The 26,609-nt window shown below is 66.3% G+C and carries 27 protein-coding genes; 11 read left to right on the top strand and 16 right to left on the bottom strand.

The genetic code is table 11. The features are described from left to right. Positions 1-60: 60 nt before the first annotated feature. Positions 61-408: a nucleotide pyrophosphohydrolase gene (locus AB0M15_RS41045; protein WP_363832577.1), complete on the top strand. Its 348-nt coding sequence runs from the start codon at positions 61-63 to the stop codon at positions 406-408. A gap of 22 nt (positions 409-430) precedes the next feature. Here the strand turns inward: AB0M15_RS41045 and AB0M15_RS41040 are convergent, their stop codons facing one another. After that, positions 431-1,066: a hypothetical protein gene (locus tag AB0M15_RS41040; protein ID WP_363832574.1), complete on the bottom strand. Its 636-nt coding sequence runs from the start codon at positions 1,064-1,066 to the stop codon at positions 431-433. After that, positions 1,063-1,419 carry a hypothetical protein gene (locus AB0M15_RS41035; protein ID WP_363832570.1) on the bottom strand — a complete coding sequence of 119 codons (357 nt, stop codon included), beginning with the start codon at positions 1,417-1,419 and terminating at the stop codon, positions 1,063-1,065. The genes AB0M15_RS41040 and AB0M15_RS41035 overlap by 4 nt, the downstream gene beginning before the upstream one ends. 183 nt (positions 1,420-1,602) lie before the next feature. On the opposite strand from AB0M15_RS41035, the gene AB0M15_RS41030 reads away from it, so the two are divergent. Continuing rightward, positions 1,603-2,640, top strand: coding sequence for a hypothetical protein (locus AB0M15_RS41030; protein ID WP_363832565.1), 1,038 nt, complete (start codon positions 1,603-1,605; stop codon positions 2,638-2,640). 71 nt (positions 2,641-2,711) lie between these two features. Here the strand turns inward: AB0M15_RS41030 and AB0M15_RS41025 are convergent, their stop codons facing one another. Further along, entirely contained in the window at positions 2,712-3,863 is a 1,152-nt protein-coding gene (locus tag AB0M15_RS41025) for an epoxide hydrolase family protein (protein WP_363832558.1), read from the bottom strand. A gap of 60 nt (positions 3,864-3,923) precedes the next feature. On the opposite strand from AB0M15_RS41025, the gene AB0M15_RS41020 reads away from it, so the two are divergent. After that, complete coding sequence (locus AB0M15_RS41020) at positions 3,924-4,892, top strand: WYL domain-containing protein (RefSeq protein ID WP_363832555.1); 969 nt, start codon at positions 3,924-3,926, stop codon at positions 4,890-4,892. 132 nt (positions 4,893-5,024) lie between these two features. Here the strand turns inward: AB0M15_RS41020 and AB0M15_RS41015 are convergent, their stop codons facing one another. The 3 genes from AB0M15_RS41015 to AB0M15_RS41005 form a co-directional block, all read right to left on the bottom strand. Then, on the bottom strand, positions 5,025-6,701 hold the full coding sequence (locus tag AB0M15_RS41015; RefSeq protein WP_363832551.1) for a DUF262 domain-containing protein: 1,677 nt from the start codon (positions 6,699-6,701) through the stop codon (positions 5,025-5,027). Between the two features lie 103 nt (positions 6,702-6,804). Beyond that, a complete protein-coding gene (locus AB0M15_RS41010; RefSeq protein WP_363832546.1) occupies positions 6,805-7,452 on the bottom strand; it encodes a response regulator transcription factor in 648 nt (215 codons plus the stop codon). Next, positions 7,449-9,476 carry a histidine kinase gene (locus AB0M15_RS41005; protein ID WP_363832541.1) on the bottom strand — a complete coding sequence of 676 codons (2,028 nt, stop codon included), beginning with the start codon at positions 9,474-9,476 and terminating at the stop codon, positions 7,449-7,451. Before AB0M15_RS41005 ends, AB0M15_RS41010 begins: the two co-directional genes overlap by 4 nt. Before the next feature lie 169 nt (positions 9,477-9,645). Here AB0M15_RS41005 and AB0M15_RS41000 point away from each other — a divergent pair, with 169 nt between their 5' ends. The 3 genes from AB0M15_RS41000 to AB0M15_RS40990 all read left to right on the top strand — a co-directional run bounded on the left by AB0M15_RS41000 (position 9,646) and on the right by AB0M15_RS40990 (position 11,568). Then, positions 9,646-9,999 (top strand): hypothetical protein, encoded by a 354-nt coding sequence (locus tag AB0M15_RS41000; protein ID WP_363832538.1) that lies wholly within the window; start codon positions 9,646-9,648, stop codon positions 9,997-9,999. After that, positions 9,996-10,691 (top strand): hypothetical protein, encoded by a 696-nt coding sequence (locus AB0M15_RS40995; RefSeq protein ID WP_363832534.1) that lies wholly within the window; start codon positions 9,996-9,998, stop codon positions 10,689-10,691. Before AB0M15_RS41000 ends, AB0M15_RS40995 begins: the two co-directional genes overlap by 4 nt. Before the next feature lie 61 nt (positions 10,692-10,752). Beyond that, a complete protein-coding gene (locus AB0M15_RS40990) occupies positions 10,753-11,568 on the top strand; it encodes a methyltransferase domain-containing protein (RefSeq protein ID WP_363832530.1) in 816 nt (271 codons plus the stop codon). Here the strand turns inward: AB0M15_RS40990 and AB0M15_RS40985 are convergent. Then, positions 11,565-12,326, bottom strand: coding sequence for an alpha/beta hydrolase (locus AB0M15_RS40985; RefSeq protein ID WP_363832527.1), 762 nt, complete (start codon positions 12,324-12,326; stop codon positions 11,565-11,567). The two genes, AB0M15_RS40990 and AB0M15_RS40985, sit on opposite strands and share 4 nt — an antisense overlap. 58 nt (positions 12,327-12,384) lie before the next feature. Between AB0M15_RS40985 and AB0M15_RS40980 the strand changes: the two genes are divergently transcribed. Then, positions 12,385-12,771, top strand: a complete 387-nt coding sequence (locus tag AB0M15_RS40980; protein ID WP_363832524.1) for a helix-turn-helix domain-containing protein — start codon at positions 12,385-12,387, stop codon at positions 12,769-12,771. Here AB0M15_RS40980 and AB0M15_RS40975 read toward each other — a convergent pair. Then, positions 12,768-13,448 (bottom strand): DUF429 domain-containing protein, encoded by a 681-nt coding sequence (locus AB0M15_RS40975; protein WP_363832521.1) that lies wholly within the window; start codon positions 13,446-13,448, stop codon positions 12,768-12,770. The two genes, AB0M15_RS40980 and AB0M15_RS40975, sit on opposite strands and share 4 nt — an antisense overlap. A gap of 3 nt (positions 13,449-13,451) precedes the next feature. After that, positions 13,452-14,480, bottom strand: a complete 1,029-nt coding sequence (locus tag AB0M15_RS40970; RefSeq protein ID WP_363832518.1) for an alpha/beta fold hydrolase — start codon at positions 14,478-14,480, stop codon at positions 13,452-13,454. Between the two features lie 94 nt (positions 14,481-14,574). Here AB0M15_RS40970 and AB0M15_RS40965 point away from each other — a divergent pair, with 94 nt between their 5' ends. Then, positions 14,575-15,132, top strand: coding sequence for an NAD(P)H-dependent oxidoreductase (locus AB0M15_RS40965; protein WP_363832515.1), 558 nt, complete (start codon positions 14,575-14,577; stop codon positions 15,130-15,132). Positions 15,133-15,441: 309 nt separating this feature from the next. Continuing rightward, positions 15,442-16,812 carry an FAD-binding oxidoreductase gene (locus tag AB0M15_RS40960; protein WP_363832511.1) on the top strand — a complete coding sequence of 457 codons (1,371 nt, stop codon included), beginning with the start codon at positions 15,442-15,444 and terminating at the stop codon, positions 16,810-16,812. 85 nt (positions 16,813-16,897) lie between these two features. On the opposite strand, the gene AB0M15_RS40955 is transcribed toward AB0M15_RS40960, so the two are convergent. The 4 genes from AB0M15_RS40955 to AB0M15_RS40940 all read right to left on the bottom strand — a co-directional run bounded on the left by AB0M15_RS40955 (position 16,898) and on the right by AB0M15_RS40940 (position 19,308). Continuing rightward, a complete protein-coding gene (locus tag AB0M15_RS40955; RefSeq protein WP_363832508.1) occupies positions 16,898-17,494 on the bottom strand; it encodes a hypothetical protein in 597 nt (198 codons plus the stop codon). Then, positions 17,491-18,063 (bottom strand): hypothetical protein, encoded by a 573-nt coding sequence (locus AB0M15_RS40950; RefSeq protein WP_363832505.1) that lies wholly within the window; start codon positions 18,061-18,063, stop codon positions 17,491-17,493. The genes AB0M15_RS40955 and AB0M15_RS40950 overlap by 4 nt, the downstream gene beginning before the upstream one ends. 99 nt (positions 18,064-18,162) lie before the next feature. After that, positions 18,163-18,702 carry a dihydrofolate reductase family protein gene (locus tag AB0M15_RS40945; RefSeq protein WP_363832502.1) on the bottom strand — a complete coding sequence of 180 codons (540 nt, stop codon included), beginning with the start codon at positions 18,700-18,702 and terminating at the stop codon, positions 18,163-18,165. Positions 18,703-18,732: 30 nt separating this feature from the next. Continuing rightward, a complete protein-coding gene (locus AB0M15_RS40940) occupies positions 18,733-19,308 on the bottom strand; it encodes an NAD(P)H-dependent oxidoreductase (RefSeq protein ID WP_363832499.1) in 576 nt (191 codons plus the stop codon). Between the two features lie 205 nt (positions 19,309-19,513). On the opposite strand from AB0M15_RS40940, the gene AB0M15_RS40935 reads away from it, so the two are divergent. After that, on the top strand, positions 19,514-22,582 hold the full coding sequence (locus AB0M15_RS40935; RefSeq protein ID WP_363832496.1) for a BTAD domain-containing putative transcriptional regulator: 3,069 nt from the start codon (positions 19,514-19,516) through the stop codon (positions 22,580-22,582). Here the strand turns inward: AB0M15_RS40935 and AB0M15_RS40930 are convergent. Both AB0M15_RS40930 and AB0M15_RS40925 read right to left on the bottom strand, forming a co-directional pair. After that, positions 22,559-23,482 carry a cysteine synthase family protein gene (locus AB0M15_RS40930; RefSeq protein ID WP_363832493.1) on the bottom strand — a complete coding sequence of 308 codons (924 nt, stop codon included), beginning with the start codon at positions 23,480-23,482 and terminating at the stop codon, positions 22,559-22,561. The two genes, AB0M15_RS40935 and AB0M15_RS40930, sit on opposite strands and share 24 nt — an antisense overlap. 4 nt (positions 23,483-23,486) lie before the next feature. Further along, a complete protein-coding gene (locus AB0M15_RS40925; protein WP_363832491.1) occupies positions 23,487-23,918 on the bottom strand; it encodes a MarR family transcriptional regulator in 432 nt (143 codons plus the stop codon). Between the two features lie 93 nt (positions 23,919-24,011). Here AB0M15_RS40925 and AB0M15_RS40920 point away from each other — a divergent pair, with 93 nt between their 5' ends. Next, complete coding sequence (locus tag AB0M15_RS40920) at positions 24,012-25,661, top strand: LLM class flavin-dependent oxidoreductase (protein WP_363832488.1); 1,650 nt, start codon at positions 24,012-24,014, stop codon at positions 25,659-25,661. A gap of 6 nt (positions 25,662-25,667) precedes the next feature. Here the strand turns inward: AB0M15_RS40920 and AB0M15_RS40915 are convergent, their stop codons facing one another. Then, positions 25,668-26,294 carry a DUF6308 family protein gene (locus tag AB0M15_RS40915; protein WP_363832485.1) on the bottom strand — a complete coding sequence of 209 codons (627 nt, stop codon included), beginning with the start codon at positions 26,292-26,294 and terminating at the stop codon, positions 25,668-25,670. Positions 26,295-26,609 lie beyond the last annotated feature (315 nt).

Below are 26,609 nucleotides of genomic sequence, written 5' to 3'. Positions count from 1 at the left end.
GCCGCGCCACCGACTCTATCCAGTGGGCGTACGCGGCGGGAGGCGTGTCATGCTCGCGGCGTGTCAGATTTGATTGAGCTGCGAGACCGGATGCGCGCCTTCACCGACGAACGCGACTGGGCGAAGTTCCACGACCCGAAGTCACTGATCCTGGCCTTGGTCGGCGAGGTAGGTGAGCTTGCCGAGCTGTTCCAATGGCTGCCGGCGGATGCGGCCGTACAGCTCGCCGGTACTGACCCCCTGCGGCGACGAGTCGGCGAGGAAATGGCCGACGTTCTCGCTTATCTCGTCCGCTTGGCCGACGTCCTGGGCATAGACCTGGCGGAGGCCGCCATGAAGAAACTCGAGAACTCGGCAGAGCGATTTCCCGCCGCTGAGTTCCACGGTGCGGCGCCGGAGAAGGCGTGAGCCTGAATTCCGCGAGCTCCCGCTAGCGCTCGCGAGTGGGCGGGCCGTCGCGGCGGTGAATGGTCGGTGGGGCCGGCGTTGAGGGTTGCGCTGTCGCGGCGCCTCGGGCAGGAGCGACGTCGGAGGCTGCCGCCAAGGCTTTGCGGAGGTCCGGCGGGAGGGGTTGGCGGACAGGAGATGCCGGGCCTTGTTGGGAGTGGGGGCCTGATGTCGGGTGGCGGTCAGGGATGGAACTGAACTCCTGGACTCGGACGCCGAGCTTTCGGTTGAGGATCGCTGCGGCGGTGGTGAAAGGGCGGTCGTCTCGCCGTGGCGCGAAGCAAACTGCTTCACGGTAGGGGAGACCCCCGTCCTCGGCTTCGAATTCGCGGTAGATCAGGCGGTGGGACGGGCCCAACTCGCGATCGCCACGGGACTCGGAAATGACTGGCACCTTGAGTTCCGCGCAGTCGCGGAGGTCGTGGTGTTGAGGTGAGTAGCCGAGCCGGCGTCCGTTGAAGTCTTCTTCGCGTCCGTCGGCCAGGGCTTTGAGACCGTCGATGACGGCGCGGAACTCACGATCGCGCAGACCGCCCGGCTGGCTCCTTGCGGCCTGCTGCAGGGCGTGAAGGTGCTGTCTGAGCTCGGGCCGGATGATGAGCCGGTACTGCGTGCTCAAGGCTTCGGCTTATCCGCCTGGTCCGCATCCTCGTCGAGGTCGATGCCGAGTTCGGCAGCGACGTCTTCGAAGGGAATGGACGGTCCTGCGTTCTTGTCGGCGAGCCGCTCGCGGGCTGTCTGATAGATGTGATCGAAGCCCTCCTCGTCAGCAGCCAGCGTCATCAGCCGCCGCCAATCGCCCCATGAGATGACGACGCCTTCCGGCTGACCGGCGTCGCCGAAGATCATCGGCTCCTGCTCGCCTGTGCGGAAGCGGCTCAGCATGTCGCCGAGGTGGGTTGCCGCGACGGAGGTCTCGATCACCCAGGCGGTCTCGCCGTCGGGTAGCAGGTATGGCGTTTCGGCGTTCATGGTCGTCCTTCCAGGGCGAGCGTCTCAACAGAATAGGCGGAGGCAGGCTGCCGACCGTGGAGTTATCCACAGGATCCTGGCCGGCGACCGGTCAAATCGCCAGCGCCGGCTGCGGCGGCCGTCGGCGCGATCTACGCTGGTCAGATGTGACTGAGCGTGAACGGTGGATGACCGGAGGTTGTAATGATCTCGGCTGGCGACTTTCACACGCTGGTGGCGCTTCGGGCCAAGGAAGGTGAGGTTCGGGCGGTCGAGGCGGTTCAGGAGGATCGCGGTGTTCAGCCACTTCTTCAGTACGAGGTACCCAAGAAGTCGCTGGATGGGCAGGTGGAGAACATCGAGCGGATCGCCCGGAAGTTTCATGCACTCGGCAGGCTGATCATGGTCGATGCCTCGGCGCTAGCCGCCGCCCCTACGTTCGGTGGCGAGCAACTGGGCGGCCTTGGAAGTCTCGCTGATCGATTGAGTGCAGCTCAGTGGCTTGACCAGTTTCAAGACCAGATCCCATTCGTGCCGGTTGCAAGCCTTGATCTCGCCGTGAACCAGCTCACCTGGATCGGCCGGCTCTGCGCGGAGCTAGGCGCGGGCGGAGCGCTTCGCGTTGGGCGAGCGGTGGGTACAGGCGAGGTTGAGAGCATCGTCGACGCCCTGAAACTCGCACCTCCTGACATCGACCTGATCATCGATGTCGGGTATCTCGAGTACTTCACCCCGCAGATTGCTGAGGCGGTCTCAGCTGCGCTCGACGCCTTGAGGACGGTGGGATCCTTCCGGTCCATGACGCTGTTGAGCGGCTCGGTCCCATCGATCCTCGACGAGACGGCCTTGTGGGAACGACCGCGGTTCGAGGAAGTTCTGTGGCGCGCTGTGGTCGACGGTGGAGGAAAGGACGTCCGCTTCGGCGACTACGGGGTCGTGCATCCCGGCGCTACCAGGAGCTTTCGCAGCCATCACGTGAATGTGAAGTACACCTGTCAAGACCACTGGCTCCTTGGCCGGGAGCGGATGGCTGACTCGAAGGCGCAGGCGAAGACTCTGGGTATCGTTTGCCGCAATCTGATCGAGTCCGACAGTTTCTCCGGACCTGAGTTCTCTTGGGGTGATCGAGAGATCGTCAGTGCGGCGAGCGACGGTGGTACTGGCAACAGCTTGAAGAGCAAGCCGGTCGCCATCGGCACCTCTCATCACCTTGCGTACCTCGCCTCGCTCAACGCGGCGTAGGCAGTCGGGGTTCATGGAACGCCAACCGGCCGGCCCTTCGCGAGGTGCGAGGGCCGGCCGGTTTGGGGTGGCTAGTTGGTGCGGAGCGCCGTGAAGAAGGTGCGGAGGTCGGCGGTGACGTCTGCCGGGCGTTCCAGGGAGGCGTAGTGGCCGCCGTCTTTGAAGTTTGACCAGTGGACGATGTTGGAGTTGTCGCGGTCGGCCAGGGGGCGGATGGTTTTGAAGTCGTCGGCGAAGACGGCTACGCCGGTGGGGGCGGTGTTGATGGTGGGTTCGGTGCCGGCGTGGGATTCCTCGTAGTGGTAGCGGCCGGCGGCGGCGCTGGTGTTGGTGAACCAGTAGAGGGAGACCTCGGTGAGGATCTGGTCCTTGGTGACGAGGCTGGTGCCGTTGCCGAAGCTGTTGAAGAGTTCGTTCCAGGCTAGTTGGCCGACGGGGGAGTCGGAGATGCCTACGGCAACGGTCTGGGGGCGGGTGGAGTTGATGGCGTTGTAGCCGCCGACGGACTGGAACCACTGGAGGTGTTCGAGGGCGGCGTAGTCCTCGGGGGTGAACTTCTCGAACTCGCTCGGGTCGCCCGAAGGGAACGAGAAGAGTTGGAGGACGTGGAGGCCGAGGAAGCCTTCGGGGTTCAGGAGGCCTAGTTCGCGGGAGACCATGGCGCCGGCGTCGCTGCCGTGGGAGCCGTACGACGAGTAGCCGAGGCGGCGCATCAGCGTGTCGAAGGTGCGGGCCACGCGGGCCATCGTCCAGCCGCGGTCGACCAGCGGAGTACTGAATCCGAAGCCCGGGATGGATGGGATGACGACGGAGAAGGCGTCTTCCGAGGAGCCGCCGTGGGCTACCGGGTCGGTGAGGGGGCCGATCATGTCGAGGAAGTCGATGAAGGAACCGGGGTACGAGTGGATCAGCAGCAGCGGGGTGGCGTCGGGCTCGGCGGACGGGACGTGGATGAAGTGGACCGTCTGGCCGTCGATGTCGGTCAGGTAGTGCGGGAACTCGTTCATCCGGGCCTCCTGCTCGCGCCAGTCGAACCCGTTCTGCCAGTGGTCGACCATCTCGCTGAGGTAGCTGTTCGGAGTACCGAGCTCCCAGTCGTCGCCGGGGGCCGGCTGAGGGAGGCGGGTGTTGGCGAGGCGGGTGTTCAGGTCGTCCAGGTCGGCCTGGGCGATCTCGACGCGGAAGGAGCGGATGTCTGCGGAGGTGCTGCCGTTGTTGTTCATGGCTTTACCGTAGAAGCCATATAGGAACGTTAGCTTCCCAATTGAACTACTATTTTGAGCATGCGGGAAACCTCTTCGAGATTGCTGTCGCTGCTGGCTCTGATGCAGTCGCGGCCGGCCTGGCCTGGGTCCGAGCTGGCGGAGCGGTTGGGGGTGAGCACGCGGACCATCCGGAACGACATCGACCGGTTGCGGGAGCTCGGGTATCCGGTGGATGCGACGCGGGGTGCGGCCGGGTACTACCAGTTGGGCGTGGGGGCGAAGTTGCCGCCGTTGTTGCTGGATGACGAGGAAGCGGTTGCTGTCGCCGTCGGGTTGCGGACGGGCGCCGGCGTGGCGGGGATGGAGGAGAGCAGCGGCAGGGCGTTGGCGAAGCTCGAGCAGGTGTTGCCGCATCGGCTGCGGCGGCAGGTGAACGCGATTCATACGACCCTGTCGAAGGGGCCGGACAACACCGGGTCCAACGTGCCGGATCCGGAGGTCGACCCGGTGGTGGTGACGACGATCGCGGCGGCGATTCGGGATGAGCACTACTTGCGGTTCGACTACGTGGTACCGGGGCAGGAGCCGCAATTGCCGTTGCTGGTGGAGCCATACAGGCTGGTGAGTTGGCAGCGGTACTGGTACCTCGTCGCGCGCGACGAGGCCGGCGAGTGGCACACCTATCGCGTCGACTGGATGGACCTGCGGATGGCGACGGGACGGAAGTACAAGGCCCGGCCGATGCCGGAAGACGACTATATGGATTTCGTACTACGAGACGTCGCGTCCACCGGCTGGAAGGTGCACGCCCGGATCACCGTCTTCGCATCCGCGGACGAAGTGCTGTCACGGATCCACGCCGCGGTCGGAATCGTCGAGCCCGTCGACGACAACACCTGCGTCCTGATCACTGGCGCCGAGAGCCTGGAAGTCGTTGCCGTGTACATCGGAATGCTTGGCATCGACTTCCAAGTCACCGCTCCACAAGCCCTTGTAGATCACCTCAAACTCATCGGAGAGCGCTACCTCCGGGCGATCACGGGGTAGGTCGGACACGCAAGCCACGAGTCCCGGGGCTACGAATGACACCCGCCGAACGGAGCTCAAACGGCTCACAGTAGAGCTGACCAGGCATGGCAGTTGGTGCTGGTCTCGTCATGCGTGCTCCTGCAGGTGAGGTCACAGGAGGGCCCACTCGTTTGACAGAACATCGAGGAGAGTGGCCTGCCTTTCGATCAGTAGGTCCGGGGTCCACGTCGTCTGTGCCAGGACCTGGGAAGTTAGGGCAAAGGTGGAAACCCCGCCCTGGCCGTGGAAGTACTTCACCTTCTTCTCCGCGAAGTCGTAGTTCTGTGCGTACGAGTTCTTGGTCCGATTAAGTAGGAGGAGATTCGCCAGCTTGTGTGTCCACTCGGCGCGCTGGGTATCGGTGAAGGCCTTGCGCCACTCGCTCGCGGCCGCGGGCGACTGCGGCAGCACGTGCTCGACGGTGATGATCGGATGATCGTAGGTAACGCCGGCCCCACCCGCGAGCGCCTCGTCAAGACGCAGAAGCACGTACTTGCGGATCTTCGTAACTAGGTACAGATCGCCCTTCAGCCGAGATAGCGTCTCCTCGGCTTCCTCGTCAGTCAGCTTGAAGGCGGCCGCCTTCAAGCCGTCTCCGCTGTCCAGTTGCCGCAGCAGCTCGATGTAGCGGGCTAGTCGTGGTGTCACGTAGACGCGCCGAATGAACATGCTGGCCGCCAAGCGCTCGAGCTTCCGGAGGAAGGCGTCCAGCCAGTCTGGGTCATCTCCATGCTTGCGAACTGCCCACAGAGCAGGCGCCTGCCAGTCGCTAGTGTCTAGTTGTGAAAGTCGTTTGAACCAGCCGTTCACGACCTCTTGCCCGTGATCTGCCGTGTACCTGGTATTGGTCATCTGTTCGTAGGCGGTCGCATAAGGGACGACGATGTCGTCGACGAACTCCTTCGCCCGTTCGGGCAGATACTCGTTCAGGACCTGGTCGGGGAACTCGCGTAGCAGATTCTGTTCCGATCGTCTCTTGGTGTGAATGAGCCGAATATGCAGGAATAAGTCGGCGAAATCGTCGCGGCCAAGCTTCTGCTCTGCTTCGTTCCATTTTTCTGTGTACTCATCCGCCGCGCCGTCCGGGATGTCGCCGATCACCCTGGACTTGAAAATGTCGGCGGGTGTGAGATCCAACCCGCGAGAGTTCATCACACTGAAGATCCTGTGAGCACTGTCCAGGTCCGGCGTGTTGACGACGACTAGGAAGGTTCTATCGCTGATCAGGCTCCCGAGGTCGTCCCTTCGGTCAGTGGGCCATGCCTGAAGCTCCTTGTGCACGGCTTGGGCGTTGTCTCGAATATTCTTCTGCGCATCAGTTTCGATTTGGTTGACGTTGAGCTGTATCAACTCGCTGATTGCGTCTGGGCGCTGTATATAGAACTGGAAGAAGGACCTGTCCCGCTCGCGGAGGGTGAGGCGAGGCTTGGCGGCGAGCCTTCGAAGCCTCTGGCCAGGCTCGACGATCTTTTCCTGGAACTCGGCGGAGATGGCCGGATCCGAAGAGAGATCGCGAAGGACTGCCAGCAGGATGGTCAGGGTGGTGAGTCGCTGCTGCCCGTCGATCACAGAGGCCGCCGGCGTGGCAGGGTCCTTGACGAGGACGATTGAGCCAAGGAAGTACGGTTCGTCCCGGTTCTGATCCAGTGCATGCGCTAGGTCGTCCAGGAGTTGCATGGCCTCCTCGGTACCCCAAGCGTAGGGCCGTTGATAGTTCGGGATGCTGAAGTCGAAGTCACTGGAGAAGACCTTGTGCAGGGGGACCTCAGACGCTTCTAGCTGCTTCATTCACTTGCCTATCCGTCATCGCTGTCGGCACGGTTGAAGGTGCGGAGTCTGGCATAGGAGATCGGGCAGAGCTAGGTATCAAGCGTATGAACCGTAGGGCGTCCTACGGGTTCCCCAGGCCGGCGTTGCGGGCTTGGATTATGGCTGTGGCTCGGTCGGCTACTGAGAGTTTGGTGAAGATGGTGGAGACGTTGTTGGCGACTGTTTTGGAGGCTAGGCCCAGGCGGGTGCCGATGGCGGTGTTGGAGAGGCCGGCGGCCAGGAGGTCCAGGATTTCGCGTTCTCGGGTGGTGAGGTCGGGGAAGGGGTCTGCGGCGGGGGCGGGTGGGGTGGAGAAGAAAGAGAGGACTCGGCGGGCTACGCCGGGGCCGAAGATGGCTTCGCCTGCCGCTACTGCGCGGATGGCTCGGGCGATCTCGTCCTGTTCGGCGCCTTTGACCAGGTAGCCGCGGGCGCCGGCGCGCATGGCGGCGAAGACTGAGTCGTCGTCTTCGAACATGGTGAGGACCAGGACGGCGACGTCGGGGGCGGTGCGGGCTAGTTCGCGGGTGGCGGCGAAGCCGTCCAGGTCGGGCATTTGTAGGTCTAGGACGGCTACGTCGGGGTGGGTGGTTACTACTTCGCGGATGGCTTCGCGGCCGGTGGCGGCTACGCCGACTACCTCGATGCCGGGGAGGGATGAGAGGAGGGCTGCTAGGCCGGCGCGGACCACTGGGTGGTCGTCTGCGAGTACCACGCGGACGTCGGTCATGGCGTTTCCATCGGGAAGGTGGCGTGGACCTGGCCGCCGGTGGGGGTGGGGCCGGCTTTGAAGGTGCCGCCTAGTTCGGCGGCTCGCTCGCGCATGGCGACCAGGCCGACGCCAGGGCGCCAGGCGCCGTTGGGTGGGCCGTCGTCGGTGACTAGGACCTCTAGGGACGAGCCGCAGTGCAGGGTCAGTACTGCGGTAGTTGCGCGCGAGTGGCGGACCACGTTGGTCAGGGCCTCGGTGGCGATGCGGTACGCCGCTACCTCCAGCGCGGCCGGCAATGGGGGCAGGCCGTCGGCCGCTACCTGTACTGAGACCGATGCGCCGTCTGCGCGCCAGGACAGCGCGTCTGCTCGTTGTTGCAAGGCTCCTACCAATCCGAGTTCGTCCAGTGCGGGCGGGCGAAGGTCGTCGACCAAGCGGCGTACGTCGGCGATCGCGGCTCGGGTATCGGTTCGCAATGTACTCAATAGTTCTGACGCTCGCTCCGCGTCGACGGACACGAGGTTGGCGGCTGCGTCTGCGGTGAAGGCTACGCCGGTCAGAGTGGGGCCGAGTCCGTCATGCAGGTCTCGTCTGAGTCGTCGGCGTTCCTCCTCGCGGGCGGCGACGAGGCGCTCCCGAGAGGTTTGGAGTTCTGCGGACAGGCGAGTTGCATGGACGGCGACTGCGAGCGGTACGGCGACCAGGGTGAGTACGTTGCGGTCGGTTTGCGATAGGCCGGATTCGCCTGAGCGGAGGCCGACCAGGAGCGAGCCGACCGTAGTACCGCCGTAGGAGAGCTCCACTGGTACTACGGTTCCCGCGACTCCGGCGGACGCCAGGAGGGAGCCGTCGGCGGAGACTGCGACGTACGGGAGGCGCAGGGCGGACCGGACGGCCTCGACGACGCCGGGCATCCCGCCGGCTACGCCTGACGACAGCTCCTCGCCGACCAGCGAGGCGACGCGGGCCGGGTCGCGGCGGTCGCCGTACATGGCGCGGTCGACGAGGCGTTGCAGGCGGGGGAGGACGGGGGCGATCAGGAGGGCGATCAGGACGGTGACGATCGCCGAGCGGCCGAAGCGGGTGGAGATGAAGTTGTCCGTGATCGCGACCAGGGCGGCGTAGGCGCCAACGGCGAGGATCGAGAGGAGTGCCCAGGTGAGGGCGCGGGATACGACTAGGCGGATGTCCAGCAGCTGGTGGCGCACGATCGCGACGGCGACGGCGACCGGGATGAGGGGGATCGCGAGAAGCACGAAGATCGGCGTACCGGTGATCAGTGCCCAGGGGGCCATCACGAGGATCATCAGTACGGTTGCCAGGAGCAACCAGAGGAGCTGGCGGCGGCCGGTTTCGTCGGCGCGGCGGTAGCGGATGAGGAGGCTGGCGATCGCTAGGGCGTATGCGATCAGGCCACGGATCTCGGTGGCCGTCCAGAGTGGTTGCAGGGCGTCGTACGAGGGGAGTTGGAGGTAGCTGCTGGGGCCGCCTTCGAAGAGGGCGCCGGGGCCGGTGCCCATCTCGACGGCGAAGAACGGTGCCGTGACGACGATGCCGAGGGCAACTGATCGCCAGCGAGGTGAGAGAAGGTGACCGTTGGGGAAGAGGAGTAGCGCCAGGGGCAGGAAGAGGGCGATCGACCATGGCCAGGACCAGGAGATGATGGTCGCGATCACCCGCTGTACTTCGATCGGGGTCGCGTTGTCGTGCAGGAGCTGGGACAGAGGTGCGCCGACGGCGGTGGTCGCGTGACCGATGCCGTCGGCTATGAAGAGCCAGCCGATGGGGTTGGTCGGGCGATGCCAGGCGATCACGGCGCCACAGGTGGCGAATGTGAGTCCCATCAGGCCGTTCGTCACGAGGAAGCTGTCCAGCGCGGTATCGAACGACCAGCCGACCACTAGCGCCAGCACTACGCCCGCCAGTACTTCGCTGACGCCGAAGCCACCCAGGATGAGGGCGAGCCACCGAGTCGTGCCGGCATGGACCAACGGCGTGGCGGGGCCAGGCGGTTGGCTGGTGGGCTTGCTGGCTCCCCTCATGGGGATCAGTGTGCGCGTTCGGGTGTCCCGGTGTCTCGGGAATGGGGTCCTGGGGTGGTCGGGCGATCTCCTGTGGGCTGGTGAATGCGGGCCCGGGCGTCGGGACTGGCCCCAGCGCGACTGTGGTGGGGAGCGGCCCACCGGGGTCGGCATACAGGGGAGGTTGGAGATGTCTCGGATGTTTCGGACTGGGCTGGTACTGCTCGGGCTGCTGTCGGTGGGGGATCTGGCGGGGCCGTTGCTGACGGATGGGGAGCACCCGCCGATGTCGATCGCGTTGATCGGGTCTGCGCTGGGGCTGGCGAGTCTGGTGCTGGTGGTGTTCGCCTGGCGCGGGGCTCGGCGGGCTGTCGTGCCGCTGATCGTTCTGCGGGTGCTGTCGGCGCTCAGCGCAGTACCGGCGTTCTTCGCTGACGGGGTACCTGGGGCGGCTGTAGCTGTTGCCGGGCTGCTCGCAGTACTGACAGTGGTCGGTATCGCGCTCCTGCTGGTGCCCTCCAAGGAACTGGCGGGCGTGCGATGACTACCACAGCAGCCCGTACTACGACGGTGGCAGACACCCGCGGTATCAGCCGGTTGGCGGCAGCGATCGTACTGCCGCTCGGGCCGGCCGCAGTCGCACTACTGCGGTTCGTGCTGCCCTACTACACGACCGACGACACCCAGGCGATGGCAGCGAAGGTCAATGCGGAGCAGGGGCGGGGATCAGCGGTGCTGTGGTTCGGGTTCCTCGCCGTACTGACGCTAGTGCCGGCCGCGTTCGCCGCGGGCAAGCTGACGCGGCGGCGGGCGCCCAAGCTGACTCTAGTGGCGCTCGCGCTGCTGATCCCCGGCTATCTCGCGCTCGGCTGGCTCGCGGGCGAGGACCAGCTCCTCTGGTCGGGCGCCCACGCTGGAGTCGACGGCGCCACGGTCACCCGGATCGCCGAGGCGGTTCATCCGACGAGCTCGATCGCGGGTGTGGTCTTCGTACTGGGGCACGTGCTCGGCACCATCCTGCTCGGTATCGCGCTGTGGCGGTCGCAGGTGGTGGCGCGATGGGCAGCCGTCGCGGTGATCGTGTCGCAGCCGATCCACTTCGTTGCCGCGGTCATCATTCCGAACCATGCGCTCGACCTGGTCGGGTGGGGGCTGCAGGCAGTCGGGTTCGCCGCGGTGGGGTGGGCGATCCTACGGCTGCGCAACGACGAGTGGGACCTGCCCGCGTTGCCCTGAAGGGCAAACGGGTTGGACTCGTCCAGCGCTAGGCTTGATCATCCACTACAGGGGGAGTGAGATGAGCGAGCAGGAGCTGGACGAGTCCCGCGTCGGGTTCAAGTTGCGGGACGCCGATCGCGAGGACGGCACGCGGCTGGCGATGGTTCTCGATCTGATGGCCGCCATGCCGTCGGTACAGACCTTGAAGGCTTGGGCTCTCGACGCGTTGGCGCCGGCGGTTGGTGAGGCGGCGCTGGATGTTGGATCGGGGACAGGTGAGGACGTTGCCGAGTTCCTCAAGCGGGTCGGGCCGGGCGGCCGCGCGGTCGGCGTGGAGCCGAATGGTGGCCTTCGTACGATCGCGCAGGAACGCCATCCCGGGCTCTCGATGGTCGATGGCATCGCGTCGGCGCTGCCCTTCGATGACGAGTCGTTCGACGTGGTTCGGTGCGAACGCGTTCTGCAGCACGTCGACGACGCCCCGCTTGCGGTCGGTGAGATGGCGCGCGTACTACGCCCCGGCGGGCGGATCTGCCTGATCGACACCGACTGGGCCACCGCCATCGTGCACCCCGCGGACCCTGACGTGCTCGGCCGGATGGTCGACTTCTTTCATACCGAATCCGCCAATCCGTGCTCCGGTCGCACGCTCCGCGGACTGCTCGCCGATGCGGGGCTGGCGGTCGCTGGCGAGACCGCGGCGACCTGGATCGAGCCCCAAAGCGGCGCTAAACAAGGGTTCCTGGCCATGATGGGCAAGACGTCCGCTGCCGCCGGCGCGATCACCGCGGACGAGGCGGAGGCCTTCCATCGCGGGATCGAGGAGGCGGCGGACCGAGGCGCCTTCCACATGTCCCTCACCATGTACGCCGTCGCCGCAACTAAGCCGGCCTAGCACTTGGGGTTCAGCCAGCTCAGGAGGGCGGCCAGCAGACGATCCGGCGCTTCGAGTGGAATCAGGTGTCCGCAGCCGTCCAGCTGGACGGTGGTGAGGTCGTCGACGAACGTGGCGAGCTGACCGGCCAGGGCCGAGCCAACCGGGTGGGCGCCGATCGCGAGCACCGGCATCTCCAGGTGACGCCCGGTCCCGAGCAGTTGCTTGTACTCGACTGCCGTCCGCGGCATCGCGCGGTAATGCTCGAAGGCAGCAGCCAAAGCCGAGCGTCCGCTGTACGCCGAGGTGAACGCGTCAGTGAGCTCCCGACCGACCCCCGCTCCGTCAAAGGTGCCGGCCCGCAGGAAGCATTCGACGTACTCTCGCTCATGACCGACCAGCACCCGCTCAGCCAGCTCCGGAACCTGGTGGAACCCGAACCACCAGGGCGGACCGAACCCCTCCGCACCAGGAACCCCTGGCAGGACCGCCTCCATCACCGCGAGCCGATCAACGCGATCCGGATACCCGAACGCGAAACCCACCGCCGCCTGAACACCTGCGTCGATTCCGACCACGGCCGCGCGCCCGATTCCCAGCTGGTCGAGCAATTCCTTGACGCGGTCCGCCAACTCCAGCGCCGATCCACCCGCCACGAGGTCGGGTGCCAGCACTCGATGGGTCTTCGACAGCTGGGGGACGACCAGGTCCCAGAGCCGAAAGGTGTGCGGAAAGCCGTGCAGCAAAACGACCGCAGGACCAGTGCCGGTGTCGATCACCAATGCCTCCTTGGTTACCATGAGTTACCTGGTCAACGATAGAAACCGCGGAGACGGCATGGAAGACGGCACTTTCGGGACACCTGGTCACCCCGGGGTGACCACTGCTCGCGGCGACCTGTTCGACCCGGCGTGCCCCACCCGGCGGTTGCTCGACCGCGTCGGTACCAAGTGGGTCGCGATGATCGTCAAGACTCTGGCCGAGTCCGGCGAGTTGCGCTATGCCGACCTCAAGCGGCGTACGCCTGGCATCTCCGCGAAGATGCTCACGCAGACCCTGCGCGGACTCGAAGAAGACCGGCTCGTCGTACGCCGCGTCGAGGCGACCGTCCCGCCGGCCGTCCACTACTCGCTCACTCCACTCGGCCAGAGCCTCGACGAGCCACTCGCGGCTCTGCGCGAGTGGGCCGAGCTCCACATGCCAGAGGTCGACGGTCTCCGCTAGACCCAGATAGCTGCGGGCCGGCCGTCGGCGAAGGTTTCGGGCGGGTCGGGGAGGGAGATGGCTTCGCCCTCGGCTACTCGGAGGGCGGACCAGGCGGCGGCGCCTGCGTCTAGTACGTCGTCTACGCCTACTGCGTGGCCGGCTAGGCCGAGGTCGCCGGTGAGGATGATGCCGGCGGCGGCGAGGAGGGCGCGGCGGTGTTCGGAACCGGACCAGGTGGACTTGCGGACGGTCAGGGGTGCGCCGGCGAGGTAAGCGAAACTCACCTCGGGGTGTACCTCGACGACTCGGGTGGTGGCTCGGTCGATCCATTCGTCGACCTCGAACAGTTTGGCGCGCAGTCCGTACGCCTGGATCGACAGTCCTTGGCCGGTGAGTTCGCGGTTGATCAGGACCGCTTCGGCGTGGGTCGGAGCTTGGAGGGCGGCTCGGACCGGCGTAGTGAAGACGGAGGAGGAGAGTCGGCCGATCGCGGCGCGTGCGAGCAGATCCGCCTTGCGTGGTGCGGTATCCGGCAGACCGATCGGGATGTCGATCCCGATGACATCAAGTGGCTGCTCTGCCTGCTGGACGAGTTGGTCGATGGTGGGGGCGACGAAGGCGGTGACCTTGCCGTTGGTACGTAGTACGCCGACCCAGCCTGCTTTGCAGGCGTCGACGCCTAGTACTCGGGTCACGGGCTACACCCCTTGTTGTTTGAGGAAGGCGACGGACCTTGCCATCGAGGTCGGCCATGCTGCGGCGAAGGCGTGTTCCTCGCCGGGGTAGGTGTAGATGCTGGCCTCCTTGCCGGCTTTCTTCAACGCGGCAAGGGTTTGCTGCGCCCAGACCGGTAGGCAGGTGGAGTCAGCGAGGCCTTGCTGGATCAGGAGTGGTTCGGTGATGCGGTCGAAGAAGTTGACAGCCGACAGGTTGCGCCAGAAGGTCGGGTTCTTCGCGGGATCCCCGTGGGCACGGATGATCTCGGCAGCGGTCGCGGCCTCCGGGCGAGTCCAGCGGTCGAAGTTCTCGACGGCGTTGGAGCTGACCGCGGCGTACACGACGGCGGCCTTGACCAGGCCGGGTTGCGCGACCAGCACGTTGTACGTGACGCCGCCGCCCATCGATCGGCCGAAGAGGCCGACCCGTTGCGCATCGACGTACGGGGAAGCCTTCAGGGCGAGTACTGCGTTGATGACGTCCTCGGTGTAGCCGATGCGGAGGTTGACCTCGGACTGCGGGTCCTTGGACGACTGCGCGTGGTTGCGGTAGTCGGTATGCAGTACTACGTACCCGCGGCGCGCCAGGTAGTCCTGCTCGCGCATCAGGCCGCGGCCGTTGGTGTAGACGGCGGGGTCGATGTAGCCGTGGTTGAGGACCAGTGCGGGGTGGCGGCCGGGGGTGGTCGGCACGTTGAGGATGCCGGAGATTCGGAGCTTGCCGCTGGCGTACGTGACGAAGTACCGGGTGTAGGCGTCGGTACGGGTGATGACCCGGCCGAGGCGGAGGTCCCGGCCGTCGTACTTCTTCGCCATCAGCGCCTGGAGTGAGACGGGGTCCGGGGGAGTGGACGGCGTGCTGCTGCTCGGATTGGGGGTGGGTGTGCTTGGTGTGCTCGGCGTGGGGTTGCTGGGCGGCGCGGTGGGCGTCGGGTCGGCTGTCGGCGTCGACGAGCAGCCGACGGCGGCGCACAGAACCACAGCGACGTACCCCAGCCACGGCAGCTTCATGGTCCCCATAGTGCAGCCCTCACCCAAGGTGCTCGACGTGAAGCGCTCGCAGGTTGTAGGCTCATGCAATAATTGCACAAGCATGGAGTTGACGATGACGGAGAGTTTTCTGTTCCTGCTGGGGAGTGCTCGGCCGGGTGGGAACACCGAGGCGCTGGCGCGGCTCGCGGCGGACGGGTTGGCGGCTGAGGTCAAGCAGAAGTGGGTGCGGTTGGCGGAGCTGCCGCTGGCGCCGTTCCACGATCTGCGGCACGAGGGCGCCGGCGCCTATCCCGAGCCGACCGGGAACGAGCGCGAACTGCTGGATGCGACGCTGGCGGCCACGGACCTGGTGATCGCGAGTCCGCTGTACTGGTACACGGTCTCCACGAGCGTGAAGCTCTACCTGGATTACTGGACGGCGTGGCTGCGGGTTCCTGGGGTGGATTTCCGCGAGCGGATGCGTGGCAAGACGCTGTGGGCGGTCACGGCGCACACCGCGGACGACCCGAGTCAGGTCGACCCCTTGCTGGGCACACTCCGCCTCACCGCCGAGTACCTCGGTATGCGCTGGGGTGGCGAACTCCTCGCCTATGGCAACCGCCCGGACGAGGCCCTCGCCGGCGATGGAGTGCGCACCGCCGCCCAGCAACTCTTCGCCGAGAGAGCGTAAGGCGAGGTCGTGGCGGAGGACCAGCACGACGCCATCATTTCCCAGACCGTACGTCCCGCTGTCGGCCGCTGGTCGGAGCCGCCGCAGGGCTTTTGATATCGGCAGGGGTTGACTCAGCGCGGGGCGAGGCGGAGGGTCGGGGGGAACGGGGTTTGTCAGGGGGAGGTCTGGCGGCCGTCCGTGGACCAGCTGCTCTCTGGGGTGGAACTTCTCGCACTGCGTTCGCAGGTGGCTCGCCGGTCTGGTCGGCGCTGCCGTGACGCGCGCCGGTCGTAAACGTGGGAAAGCCCGCAGGACCGTGGAGGAGTCATGGGCGAGTACACGATCGAAGACTTGAAGGAGCGCACCAGAGGTCCCGTCATCACCGACGCGGACGAGGGGTACGACGAGGCGCGCAAGGTCCACAACTGGATGATCGACAAGCGCCCGCGGGTGATCGTGCGGTGCGAGAACGCGGGCGACGTGATGGCGGCCGTCAGCTTCGCCTCGACCAACGGCCTGGACCTGGCCATCCGCGGCGGCTCACACAGCGTGCCTGGCTTCGGTACGGTCGACGACGGCGTAGTGGCCGACCTGAGCCCGATGCGCAATGTCCGGGTCGACCCGGTCACCCGTACTGCGCGCGCCGGCGGCGGCGCGACGTGGGGCGACTTCAACGCGGCGACCCACGCCTTCGGGCTGGCCACCACCGGCGGCATCATCTCGACCACCGGTGTCGGCGGACTGACGCTCGGCGGCGGGATCGGGTACCTGGCTCGCGGTCTCGGGTTGTCCTGCGACAACCTGATCTCCGCCGACGTGGTCACTGCGGACGGCCGGTTCCTGACGGCCAGTGAGAAGGAGCACGAGGACCTCTTCTGGGCGCTGCGAGGTGGTGGCGGCAACTTCGGCGTCGTGACTGCGCTGGAGTTCCGGCTGGCGCAGGTGGACACCATCTACGGCGGTCCGATGCTGTTCGAGATGTCCGACGGAGCAGCTGTGCTCGCAGGGTTCAGGGATCTCATCAAGGACGCTCCGGAGCAACTGGGCGGCTTCCCCGCGTTCCAGTTGGCGCCGCCGCTGCCCTTCATCCCGGAGGACCGCCATGGTGAGGCTTTCACGCTGATAGTGGCTTGCTGGGCAGGCGATCCTGCTCAAGGCGAGCAGGAGGTCGACAAGTTCCGCCAGTTCGCCCCTGTCGTGGCGGAGCATGTCGGGCCGATGCCCTATCCAGCGCTGAACAGTGCGTTCGATGCGCTGGTACCGCCGGGTCTGCAGCACTACTGGAAGGCCAACTTCGTCACTGAACTCACAGACGACGCCATCCAGGCTCATCTGCAGGATGCGCCCGGTCTACCGGCAGTGAACTCCACTGTGCACATCTACCCGATCGACGGCGCCTGCCACCGAGTACCGGCGGATGCGACGGCCTTTGCCTACAGGGAGGCCAACTTCGCGACAGTGATCGCAGGTATGTGGCCGGACCCGGCGCAGAACGATGCGGGTGTCGAGTGGGTGCGCAACTACTACGACGCCGTCTCCCCGCATTCGGAGTCCGGCGGCTATATCAACTTCATGGCCGGTGACGACCAGGCCCGGATCGCTGACAACTACAAGGGCAACTACGACCGGCTGGTGGAGGTGAAACGCAAGTACGACCCCAACAACCTGTTCCACCTCAACCAGAACATCGCCCCCTAGCCCGTACTACGCTGCGCGGCGCCCCGCTCGGTAGAGCCGGACGCCGCGCTACGCCACCGCATGGCATAGGCATTGAGCTGCAAGGTCAGATGGTCAGCAGGCGCTCGAAGAAGGCCCGGTAGCGCTGGAGGGCTGAGCGGAGGGCCTCCGTGTCGGGTTCACCGTTCGACCACTGGCCTTCCAGCGTGCGGTGCTGCTCGTCGAAGGTGGTGGAGAGCCGGTCGAGGACGTCTCCGACCAGCTTGTCGGCATCCGTCACCGCGGTCCGCGGGTCGTCGACGAAGCCTTGCTGGATGACGTCCCAGCGCGCCTTGAAGTCCACGCCTTCAGTGGTGGGGACCAGCGGCTCGTTGTCGAGGTTCCTAGTGGTCGGCGTCGCGTCGGCATCCGCAGGGTAGGCGGCGTCGTCCGCGACAGGAGCACTGTCCACGGCACGGTCTTCGGCGGCATACGAGGCGTCGGCGGTGCGGGTGGTGTCGACGGGCGCTTGGTCGTCGCCGACCTGGTCTACGGAGTACTCCGGGCGCTCGGCGTCCGTAGTACCGGCGTCGTAGTCCTCGGCCGTGCGGGATTCCGCTGCCGTGCTGCGGGGGTCTACGTCGACCGCCGGGGCGGTGTCCGTACTACGGGCGCCGACGCTCGGGTAGGGGGCGGTTGCGGGGTCCAGGGGATCGTTCGTCATGAGTGCTGCTCCTTGGGGTGGGTGTGGCCGTTCAGGTCGGCGGGGTTCTCGAGCAGGACGACTACCAACCGTCGGTAGGCGGTCACTGCCTGGCGCAGGTCTTCGGTATCGACCGGACCCTGGGTCTGGGCGACAGCGACGTCGTGTGCCTGGCGGTAGTTCTGCGCGACCTCCGGGTGGTCCACGGAGATGTCGTCGGCGCGCTGGTCGAAGTCGTCGACCGGGTAGCCGGCCTCGCGCATCATGCGCAGTACCAGCCGGTCTGCTTGCGCTACCGCGTCCCCAGGCGCGTCAACGAAGCCCTGCTGCAGTCCACTCCACTCCGCGCGGTACTTCTCGGCGGACTCGCCACTGAGCGGGTGCACGTCGAGCTTGGCCCGCCGCTGCTCCCGGCCGCGCAGGTCGCGCAGTGCTTCCTTGCGGTCGCCCGACTGCTCGAGCGTGCGTTCGTACTCCGGTCCGAAGCGCTCCTGGAGTTGCTCGGTCCGCCGTCGCTGGTAGGTGTACACGGCCGCCGCGGCGACCAGTACGACCAGGACGATCACGATGATGGTGATGACGGTTCCCATCGGTTCTCAGTCCCTTCTGAGTAAGTCACTTCGGTGCCCGATCCGTGAACGACGAAACGCCCGGACCCCGATCGGGGGTCCGGGCGTTCGGCTGGAACGTCAGGCTTTCGGCGCCAGTTTGTGGACGACGATGCCGGACTTGAAGGTGGTGGTGCCGAGCAGTTCGAGGTGGTTGATGCCGAGCTTGGACTCCGCGAAGAGCTGCTCACCGTCGGCGAGCACCGGGAAGATCCAGAAGTGGTACTCGTCGACCAGTTTGTGCTCGAGCAGCGTCTGGGAGAACGAGCCGGTGCCGAACTTGAGCAGGTCGCCGCCGTCCTCCTCCTTCAGCTTGCGGACAGCCTCGGCGGCGTCGCCCTCGAGCAGCTTCGCGTTCCACTTGGTTTCCGTCAGGGTGCGCGAGGCGACGTACTTCGGCATCGCGTTGAACTTGTCCGTGTACGGGTCGCCACTGCGCTGCGACCAGGCCTCGGCGAAGCTCTCGTAGGTGGCCCGGCCGAGCAGCAGCGCCTCGGTGTTCTCCATCAGCTTCAGGGAGTAGCCGGAGTGGTCGTCGTCCCAGTACGGCGGGCTCCAGTGCTGCGGGTTGTCGATGGATCCGTTGAGGGTCACGAAGGTCGACTCGATCAGCTTCCTCATGGTCTTGCCTTTCTTTGCTGTTGCGTGGGTTCAGGGTTGGTAGGGCTGCCGGATGCGGGCGGCCCGGAGTGCGTGTGCCCACCAGACGAGCTGGTCGAGCGTGTTCTTGGCAGTGGCGTCGTAGCCGGAGCCGGGGCGCGGCCAGCTGCCGTCTGCGGCGAACTGTTCCCAGTAGCAGGGCAGCGTGACGGTGTTGCGGATCGCTACCGCCTGCAGTTCGGTGAAGACCTGCCGTAGCTGCGCAGCGGCGTACAGGCCTCCGGTCTCGCGGCCGTACGCCACGATGGCGACAGGCTTGGCGTGCCACTCCTCGTAGTACCAGTCCAGTGCGGTCTTCAGAGGTGCCGGGAAGCTGCTGTTGTACTCCGGCGTCACCACTGCGAACGCATCTGCGGCAGCGAGCCGTGGAGCCAGTACTGCGACCGCGGCGGGCGTGGGCTCGTCGGTGTCGGGCAGTGTCTGGGGGAGGTTCGCAGTGGCCAGGTCTACGACGTCTACGTCGAGGTCGGCGCGCTTGGCTGCTTGCTGGGCGAACCAGGCGGCCACTGTCGGGCCGAACCGCCCGCGGCGGGTACTGCCGATAATCACTGCGAGCCGTAGGTTCATCCCTGCTCACCTCCCTTTCTCTTGAGGAAGACTCTGCCGGAGAGGGTTTACGGCTTCTTTCCGGTCTGCTGGGCCACTGCCGGAAACCTCCGGAAAGCCGAGTGCCCCGCGTTGGGTGTTCTTCGGCGCTTGCGGCGCCCAGGCACGCACCTCGACGCCGCAATCACACGAACAACACCCAACGCGGGGCACTAGAGTGCGGCTCATGCGTTTCGGGGTGCTCGGACCGGTGACGGCCTGGACGGACAGTGGCGAGCCGGTGACCGTCCCGGGGCTGAAGGTGCGTGCGCTGCTGGCTGACCTGCTGGTGCACGAGGGGCGGCCGGTACCGGCGGATCGGTTGATCGACGACCTCTGGGGCGAGGACCTGCCAGGCAACCCGGCCGGGACGCTCTCGGCGAAGGTGTCCCAGCTCCGCCGTGCCTTCGACGACGCTGAGCCGGGTAGCCGAGCACTGGTCGTCTCCGGGCCGGCGGGGTACTCATTGAAGGTCGACAGCGGCTCGTACGACGCACTGGGCTTCGCCGCGCATCTGGAGCACGGGCGGCTCGAGGAGGCTCTCGCACTGTGGCGTGGAGCGGCGTACGCGGACTTCGCGGACGAGGCGTTCGTGGAGACCGCTGTGGCGCGGCTGAGCGAGCAGCGGCTCACTGCTACGGAGGACTACTTCGAAGCACGGCTGGCGCGGGGTGACCACAACGCGCTTATCGGTGAGGTGGCTGACGTTCTGTCAGAACACCCGCTGCGGGAGCGGCTCCGGGCTGTGCATCTGAAGGCTCTGTACCGCGCTGGCCGGCAGAGCGAGGCGCTGGCGAGCTACGAGCAACTCCGGACGCTACTGGCCGACGAGCTTGGCCTGGACCCGACTCCTGAGCTCGCCGAACTGCAGCAGTCGATCCTGACCCAGGAGCTGCCCCAGGCCCGACGCCGCAGCAACCTGCCGGCGGCCCTGACCTCACTGGTCGGCCGCACCGAGGCGATCACAGACATCCAGAGCCGCCTGTACTCCGACCGGCTCGTCACGCTGACCGGTCCCGGGGGAGTGGGCAAGACTCGGCTGGCGCTGGCCGCGGCCGATGGGCTCGCCTTCCCCGACGGGGTGGTGCTCGTAGAGCTGGCGGCTGTCGCTGCTGATGCATTGGACGTTGGCGGGTCGCTGGCGGACGCAGTACAGGCTGCTCTGGATCTGCGGGACTCCGCTGGGGCAGGGGGACTGGTGGCGGCGCTGGAGCCGTTGGAGCTGCTGTTGGTACTGGACAACTGTGAGCACGTGGTGGAGGCGGCTGCGGGGCTGGTTGACGAGTTGCTGGCTGCTGCGCCGGGGGTGAAGGTGCTGGCGACCAGTCGGGAGCCACTGGGGCTCAGGGGCGAGGCTGTTTGGAGTGTGCCTCCTTTGGAGGTGCCTGCTCCGGCTGCTGAGTTGGCTGCGCTGCGTGAGTCTGCGGCTGTGCAGCTGTTCGTGGCTAGGGCTGTTGCGGCGGATCGTGGGTTCTCCTTGGAGGAGTCGTCGGCGGCGGCGGTCTCTGTGCTGTGCCGGCGGCTCGATGGGATCCCGTTGGCGTTGGAGCTGGCCGCTACGCGGGTACGGGCGCTCGGAGTGCAGGGGCTGGTGGCTCGGCTGGATGATCGGTTCCGGTTGCTTGCTACTGGGCATCGCGGTGCTGCGCCTCGGCAGCAGACGCTGATGGCGATGATCGACTGGAGTTGGGACCTGCTGTCTGGCCCGGAGCAAACGGTGCTTCGGCGGCTCGCAGTACAGACGGATGGCTGTACTGCGGATGCGGCCGAGCAGGTGTGCAGTGAGGACGGGGTCGACGTCCTGGACGTACTGATGCGGCTGGTCGACCGGTCGTTGGTTGTGTCGATACATGGGGCGGACGGACCGCGGTACCGGCTGCTGGAGTCGGTGGCGGCGTACTGCGTGGACAAGCTGCGTGCGGCTGGTGAGTTGGACGTGGTCCGGCAGCGGCATCGCTTGTACTACACGGAGTTCGCTGAGACGGCTCGTGGGTATTTGACTGGGCCTGAGCAGCGTCGGTGGTTGCAGCGGCTTGATGACGAGGCCGGCAACCTGCGGAGCGCGTTCGACGGTGCTGTGGGTGCTGGGGAGTTGTTGCTGGCTGAGCGGCTGGCGGATGCGCTTGCATGGTACTGGTTCCTGCGGGGGCGGTTTGCCGAGGCGCGGCGGTCGCTGGAGGCTCTCCCGTCGTCGGCCAAGGCTACTGCTTGGCTTGCCGGGTTCATGTACGCACAGGGTGATGTCGGTGCGGCTGCTGTGCGGGAGCGGGTTCATGATGCCGATCCGCGGGCGGAGTGGTGGATCGCCTTTACTGCAAGCGATTCTGGCGATCTTGCTGCCTGTCTGGCCATGCTGGAGCATGCGCTGGGCGCCTTCGAGGCTGCTGGGGATCAGTGGGGCGTCGCGGCTGTGCTGGTGGCTCGGGCTAAGCATGCGCATGTCCGTGCCGACCTTCGTGCGTTGGGGAGCGACGCAGGTGAGAGTGCTCGGCTGTTCCGGCTAGTGGGTGACCAGTGGGGTCTGCTGCAGGCAACTGGTTGGCTGGGGGCGCTGGCTGAGCTGAACGGCGACTTCGACGAGGCTGCGCGGCTGCACTCGGAGGGGCTGGCTATGGCTGAGTCACTCGACCTCTGGCCGGAGGTGGCTGGGGAGTTGGGGTGGCTCGGCTGGACTGCAGTACGGCAGGGGTCGTATGCCGAAGCGCAGGCCTATGGCGAGCGGGCGTTGCGGTTGGCGACCGAACAGGGGCACCGATCGACGCAGGTTCTCGCTGAGCTCGTACTGGCATTCTCGGCCCGGCGGTCGGGTGACTTGGAGGTTGCCGAGCGGCGGTTGCAGGCGATGCTCGATGCCGTGCGCAAGCAGGATGAGCCGGTGCTGTACCTGTCGATTCTGCTGGTGGAGCTCGGGTACGCGCTGGAGCTGCGTGGTTCGTTGGAGCGCGCTCGGGAGCTGCATGCGGAGGCGTTCCGGATCTCGCGGGAGTACGAGTCTCGACGGGGGATGTGTTGGAGCTTGGAGGGCCTTGCGGCGTGTGTCGACGACAAGGCGATGGCTGCGCGGCTGTTGGGGGTTGCGGCCGCAGTACGGGCTGCGGAGGGGTACGTGGGTACTGCTGCCGAGCAGGCTGACGTCGACCGTGCTGCTGACGCTGCTCGGGCTGTGCTTGGTGCGGAGGGGTTCGCTACGCAGTACAGGGCAGGCAGTCAGTTGGAGCTGGACGAGGCGTTCTCAGAGGTAGAGGTCGCCGGCTAGGTACTTGAGGCCGGTGTCGGCGGCTACGGTCACCACGGTCTGGTTCGGGGAGAGTTCAGACGCTAGCTGGATCGCTCCGAGGACGTTGAGCGCAGCCGACGTACCGGAGAAGACGCCTTCCTGCTGGGACAGTGCCTTCACCAGGTCACGCGCCTCGGTCTCCTCAATTGCTCGTGCCTCGTCATAGGGCTTGTCGACGAGCAGTGGTGGGATGGCGCCGGTCGCAGTGCCTTCGACGCGGTGTGAGCCGCCGAAGCCCTTGGTGAGAGCGGGGGAGCTTGCCGGCTCCAGCGCGACTATGCGGTCGATGTGTGGGCGGATGGTCCGGCCAACGCCGACCAGCATGCCGCCGGTTCCTACGGCTCCGCAGAAGGTGTGCAGCGCAGTACCGGCCGTCTGGTCGAGTAACTCGCGGCCGAGGATCGCGTAGCCGTCCAGGGCGTCGGGGTTGTTGAACTGGTCCGTCCAGAAGGCGTTCTCACTTGCGACGATCTGGTCGACCTCGTGGCGCATGCGGACGAACAGGTCGGGGGTGATCCGGCCCTGGTCGCTAGGGACGACCACTAGGTCCGCACCGAACGCCTGCATGGTTCGGAGCTTCTCGGGTGAGAAGGCGTCCGACGAGACGACCGATAGCGGGTAGCCCTTCACCGCACAGATGAAGGCGAGCGAAGAGCCGGTACTGCCGCCAGTGAACTCCACTACGCGCTGACCGGGCTGCAGGTCGCCGCGGCGCTCGGCGCCTTCGATCATCGCCAGGGCCATCCGGTCCTTGTAGCTGCCGGTCGGATTGCCGCCCTCGAGCTTGACCAGCACCTGTGCCGAGCCGTCCGGCACTATCCGCTGCAGCCGGACTACTGGAGTGTTGCCGATCGCTTGGAGCGCACTGGTGAGGATCATGCACCTAGTGTCCGGAGACGGCGGGTGCTTCGGCAATGACGCGGTTGAGTGTCTTGGCGAACCGGTCGCGCTCGGTGGCGGGCAGGTCGGCCAGTAGCTTGTCCAGCCGCTCGGTGAGCTCGTCGTTGAAGCGGTGCAGGGCTTTGGAGCCTTCCGGGGTCAGGGTGACCTTGACCGCGCGGCGGTCGTGGGGGTCGTTCTCCCGGACGACCAGGCCGCGTTGCTGGGCGCGGTCGACCAACCCGGTCAGGCTGGAGCGCTCGAGGCAGAGCATGCCCGACAGTTCGGCCATCCCGATCGAACGGTCCGCCAGCGAACACAGCATCTGCGCCTGGGCCGCGGTGAGATCACAGTCGCGGCCGACGTCGGCGTACAGGTTCTGCACCAGGAACGTCAGCCGGACCAGCCCGCTGGCGGCGCCCTGCGTCTCCTTCACGGCGGCTCCCACTTGAGATTGTTCGTGGCACGAAGTAATTTGTTCGTCGAGTCAATATTACGTGGCACGAACTACTTAGGGTAGAGGTGGACGATGGACTACGGACACGAGCTGGTCTTCGGCACGTTCCTGACGCCGGACGTCGAGAACGCCGAGCGGGTGATCGCGCTGGCGCAACTGACCGAGCAGGTCGGGCTCGACCTGGTCACCGTCCAGGACCACCCGTACCAGCCGCGGTTGCTCGACGCGTGGACGCTGCTGTCGGTCATCGCGGCTCATACGCAGTCCGTGTCGGTCTCCACCAACGTGGCCAACCTGCCGTTGCGTCACCCGGTCGTGCTGGCTCGCAGCGTCGCGACGCTCGACCGGATCACCGGTGGGCGGGTGGAGCTGGGGCTGGGGGCCGGAGGGTTCCTGGAGGCGGTTGCTGCCAACGCTGGGCCTCGGCTGACGGCGGGGGAGAGTATTGAGGCGCTGGAGGAGGCCATTGCGATCATCCGCGAGGTCTGGGCCGGCGGTAGTGGTGGGATTCGGCTTGCTGGCAAGCACTACACGGTGGCTGGGGCCAAGCGAGGTCCTGAGCCCTCGCACGACGTCCAGATCTGGCTAGGCGCCTACAAGCCTCGGATGTTGGCGGTCACTGGTCGGCTTGCCGACGGCTGGCTTCCCTCCAGCGGCTACGTGCCACCGGAGGAGCTCCCTGCGCTCAACAAGCTGATCGACGAGGCTGCTGTGGCCGCTGGTCGCGACCCATCGGCAGTACGCCGCCTCTACAACCTCTCAGGCAACTTCACCGGCCAGGGCGGCTTCCTGCAGGGCGGTGAGGACGTCTGGATCGAGCAGCTGACCGAACTGACCCTCACCGAGGGCATGAGCACGTACATCCTCGCCTCAGACAACCCCGAAGACATCCGCCGCTTCGCTGACATCGCCCCCGCAGTCCGAGAAGCCGTAGCCGCAGCCCGAGCCACCACGGCAGCAACGAACGCCACCACCGACGGCGCCGCCGCTGCCGCCACGGCCGGCTCTGCTACCGGCACCAGCACCGCTGGCACCGAGGCTGGCGCCACGGGCGATGGCACCCCGAGCACCGCCACCGGCGGGGCCGCATCCACTGCGCCTTCCTTCCCTTCACCCGCGCGCGGGAACTTCAGCGTGGTGCCGACGCCGCCGCCCTCCGCGAAGCGGAGCGGAGTACAGGTGCTGGATGAATCGGAGCGGCCGACCGGGCCAGCGCTGGACCCCACACGGACCTACACACCGCAGCAACTGGCGTCGGGCGAGCACCTGATCCAGGTACACGATCACCTGCGAGCCGAACTAGAACAGATCCGCGACCTGGTGGAACAGGTAGCCGCCGGCTCGCTTGGAGTCGGCGCTGCGCGCAACCACATCAACACGATGACCATGCGCCAGAACAACTGGACATTAGGTGTCTATTGCGAGACCTACTGCCGCCTGGTCACCACGCACCACTCCGTCGAGGACGCGGCACTCTTCCCCCGCCTCCGCCGAGCAGACCCGACCCTGACCCCAGTGGTCGACCGCCTCCAGGCAGAGCACCTGATCATTCACGACGTCCTCGAAGGCGTCGACAAGGCACTAGTAGCCCTGGTAGACGGCTCCGGCACCATCGACACCCTCCGTGCCGCCGTAGACCTCCTCGACGACACCCTCCTCTCCCACCTCTCCTACGAGGAGCGAGAGCTAGTCGAGCCACTGGCCCGACTAGGCGTCATGTAAGCGGTACTACTTCGCCTCGCCCAGCAGTGAGGCGAGGATGTCGAGCAGGCGGAGGGTGGGGGCCTCGGCGAGTACGCGGGCGGCCGAGGTCGGCGGCTCGGCGATGAGGCGGACCTGGAGCAGTTTGAAGTCGCGGACGTTGGCAGGGTTGACCAGGTCGCGGTGCACGGCGGCCAGGAAGTCCGGGCCGGCCGACGCCTCGTTGTAGGTCATCCGGATGAAGCTGTCGCTGACGGGGAACAGGTACGGCCGCTTGAGGTGCAGCAGCTTGGCCTTCTTCGCGTGCCCGAATCCGCGGTGGCCGCTGAACATCTCGTCCAGCTCGGTCGCGGCCTCGAAGAGCGGAGTACCGGGTGCGGCGTCCTCGAGACGCGCGTCGACCGGTACGGCGGCGAACTCCTTCTCCGCGTCCACCTCGAGCAGCCAGACGATGTCCAGCGGTCGCAGATCGGACCCGATCAGCATCGTCCGCGCCAGGTCCTCGAGCGTGACCCGGTCAGGGTCGGACCCACCGACGTTCGTCATCCCGGGAAGACCGTCGTAGTACTTGAGCACCGCGCCGTTCGTCTCGGCGTACAGCCGCAGCTGTGCGATTGCCTCGTCCACGACGATCTTCCGACTACCGATGTTCATGGCCACACCCTCACACTCTTCGTGGCAGACCCGCCAGCCGGTTTGGGCATTCCGATCAGCGAATCCGAACTACACGGATGCGGTGAATCGTAGGGGACGCCCACCCCCACTTGCACACAGGGTGACATCCCCACTTGTCCACACCCCGTAACCACCCACCCCACAGCACCCCGCGACCCCCATAAACTCTCAGTCACCAACCATCACCGACTGGAGCCGACCTGACCCTGCCCCGTTTTGACGGACATCCCAGATCAGGAGCAGTTGCTCCGGAAGGATGTTCATCATGGAGTCCATGGGCAAGAAGAAGCCAAG

The sequence above is a fragment of the Kribbella sp. NPDC051718 genome (genome assembly GCF_040681515.1).
GTDB lineage: Bacteria > Actinomycetota > Actinomycetes > Propionibacteriales > Kribbellaceae > Kribbella.
Note: the sequence above shows the minus strand (reverse complement) of the source record. Positions and strands in the feature narration are given on the sequence as shown.

Excerpts from the sequence above, each read along its gene's own strand:
- AB0M15_RS41035 (WP_363832570.1), bottom strand. The coding sequence starts at position 1,419 with ATGAACGCCGAAACGCCATACCTGCTACCCGACGGCGAGACCGCCTGG.
- AB0M15_RS41030 (WP_363832565.1), top strand. The coding sequence starts at position 1,603 with ATGATCTCGGCTGGCGACTTTCACACGCTGGTGGCGCTTCGGGCCAAG.
- AB0M15_RS41025 (WP_363832558.1), bottom strand. The coding sequence starts at position 3,863 with ATGAACAACAACGGCAGCACCTCCGCAGACATCCGCTCCTTCCGCGTC.
- AB0M15_RS41020 (WP_363832555.1), top strand. The coding sequence starts at position 3,924 with ATGCGGGAAACCTCTTCGAGATTGCTGTCGCTGCTGGCTCTGATGCAG.
- AB0M15_RS41015 (WP_363832551.1), bottom strand. The coding sequence starts at position 6,701 with ATGAAGCAGCTAGAAGCGTCTGAGGTCCCCCTGCACAAGGTCTTCTCC.
- AB0M15_RS41010 (WP_363832546.1), bottom strand. The coding sequence starts at position 7,452 with ATGACCGACGTCCGCGTGGTACTCGCAGACGACCACCCAGTGGTCCGC.
- AB0M15_RS41005 (WP_363832541.1), bottom strand. The coding sequence starts at position 9,476 with ATGAGGGGAGCCAGCAAGCCCACCAGCCAACCGCCTGGCCCCGCCACG.
- AB0M15_RS41000 (WP_363832538.1), top strand. The coding sequence starts at position 9,646 with ATGTCTCGGATGTTTCGGACTGGGCTGGTACTGCTCGGGCTGCTGTCG.
- AB0M15_RS40995 (WP_363832534.1), top strand. The coding sequence starts at position 9,996 with ATGACTACCACAGCAGCCCGTACTACGACGGTGGCAGACACCCGCGGT.
- AB0M15_RS40990 (WP_363832530.1), top strand. The coding sequence starts at position 10,753 with ATGAGCGAGCAGGAGCTGGACGAGTCCCGCGTCGGGTTCAAGTTGCGG.
- AB0M15_RS40980 (WP_363832524.1), top strand. The coding sequence starts at position 12,385 with ATGGAAGACGGCACTTTCGGGACACCTGGTCACCCCGGGGTGACCACT.
- AB0M15_RS40970 (WP_363832518.1), bottom strand. The coding sequence starts at position 14,480 with ATGAAGCTGCCGTGGCTGGGGTACGTCGCTGTGGTTCTGTGCGCCGCC.
- AB0M15_RS40965 (WP_363832515.1), top strand. The coding sequence starts at position 14,575 with ATGACGGAGAGTTTTCTGTTCCTGCTGGGGAGTGCTCGGCCGGGTGGG.
- AB0M15_RS40960 (WP_363832511.1), top strand. The coding sequence starts at position 15,442 with ATGGGCGAGTACACGATCGAAGACTTGAAGGAGCGCACCAGAGGTCCC.
- AB0M15_RS40955 (WP_363832508.1), bottom strand. The coding sequence starts at position 17,494 with ATGACGAACGATCCCCTGGACCCCGCAACCGCCCCCTACCCGAGCGTC.
- AB0M15_RS40950 (WP_363832505.1), bottom strand. The coding sequence starts at position 18,063 with ATGGGAACCGTCATCACCATCATCGTGATCGTCCTGGTCGTACTGGTC.
- AB0M15_RS40945 (WP_363832502.1), bottom strand. The coding sequence starts at position 18,702 with ATGAGGAAGCTGATCGAGTCGACCTTCGTGACCCTCAACGGATCCATC.
- AB0M15_RS40940 (WP_363832499.1), bottom strand. The coding sequence starts at position 19,308 with ATGAACCTACGGCTCGCAGTGATTATCGGCAGTACCCGCCGCGGGCGG.
- AB0M15_RS40935 (WP_363832496.1), top strand. The coding sequence starts at position 19,514 with ATGCGTTTCGGGGTGCTCGGACCGGTGACGGCCTGGACGGACAGTGGC.
- AB0M15_RS40930 (WP_363832493.1), bottom strand. The coding sequence starts at position 23,482 with ATGATCCTCACCAGTGCGCTCCAAGCGATCGGCAACACTCCAGTAGTC.
- AB0M15_RS40920 (WP_363832488.1), top strand. The coding sequence starts at position 24,012 with ATGGACTACGGACACGAGCTGGTCTTCGGCACGTTCCTGACGCCGGAC.
- AB0M15_RS40915 (WP_363832485.1), bottom strand. The coding sequence starts at position 26,294 with ATGAACATCGGTAGTCGGAAGATCGTCGTGGACGAGGCAATCGCACAG.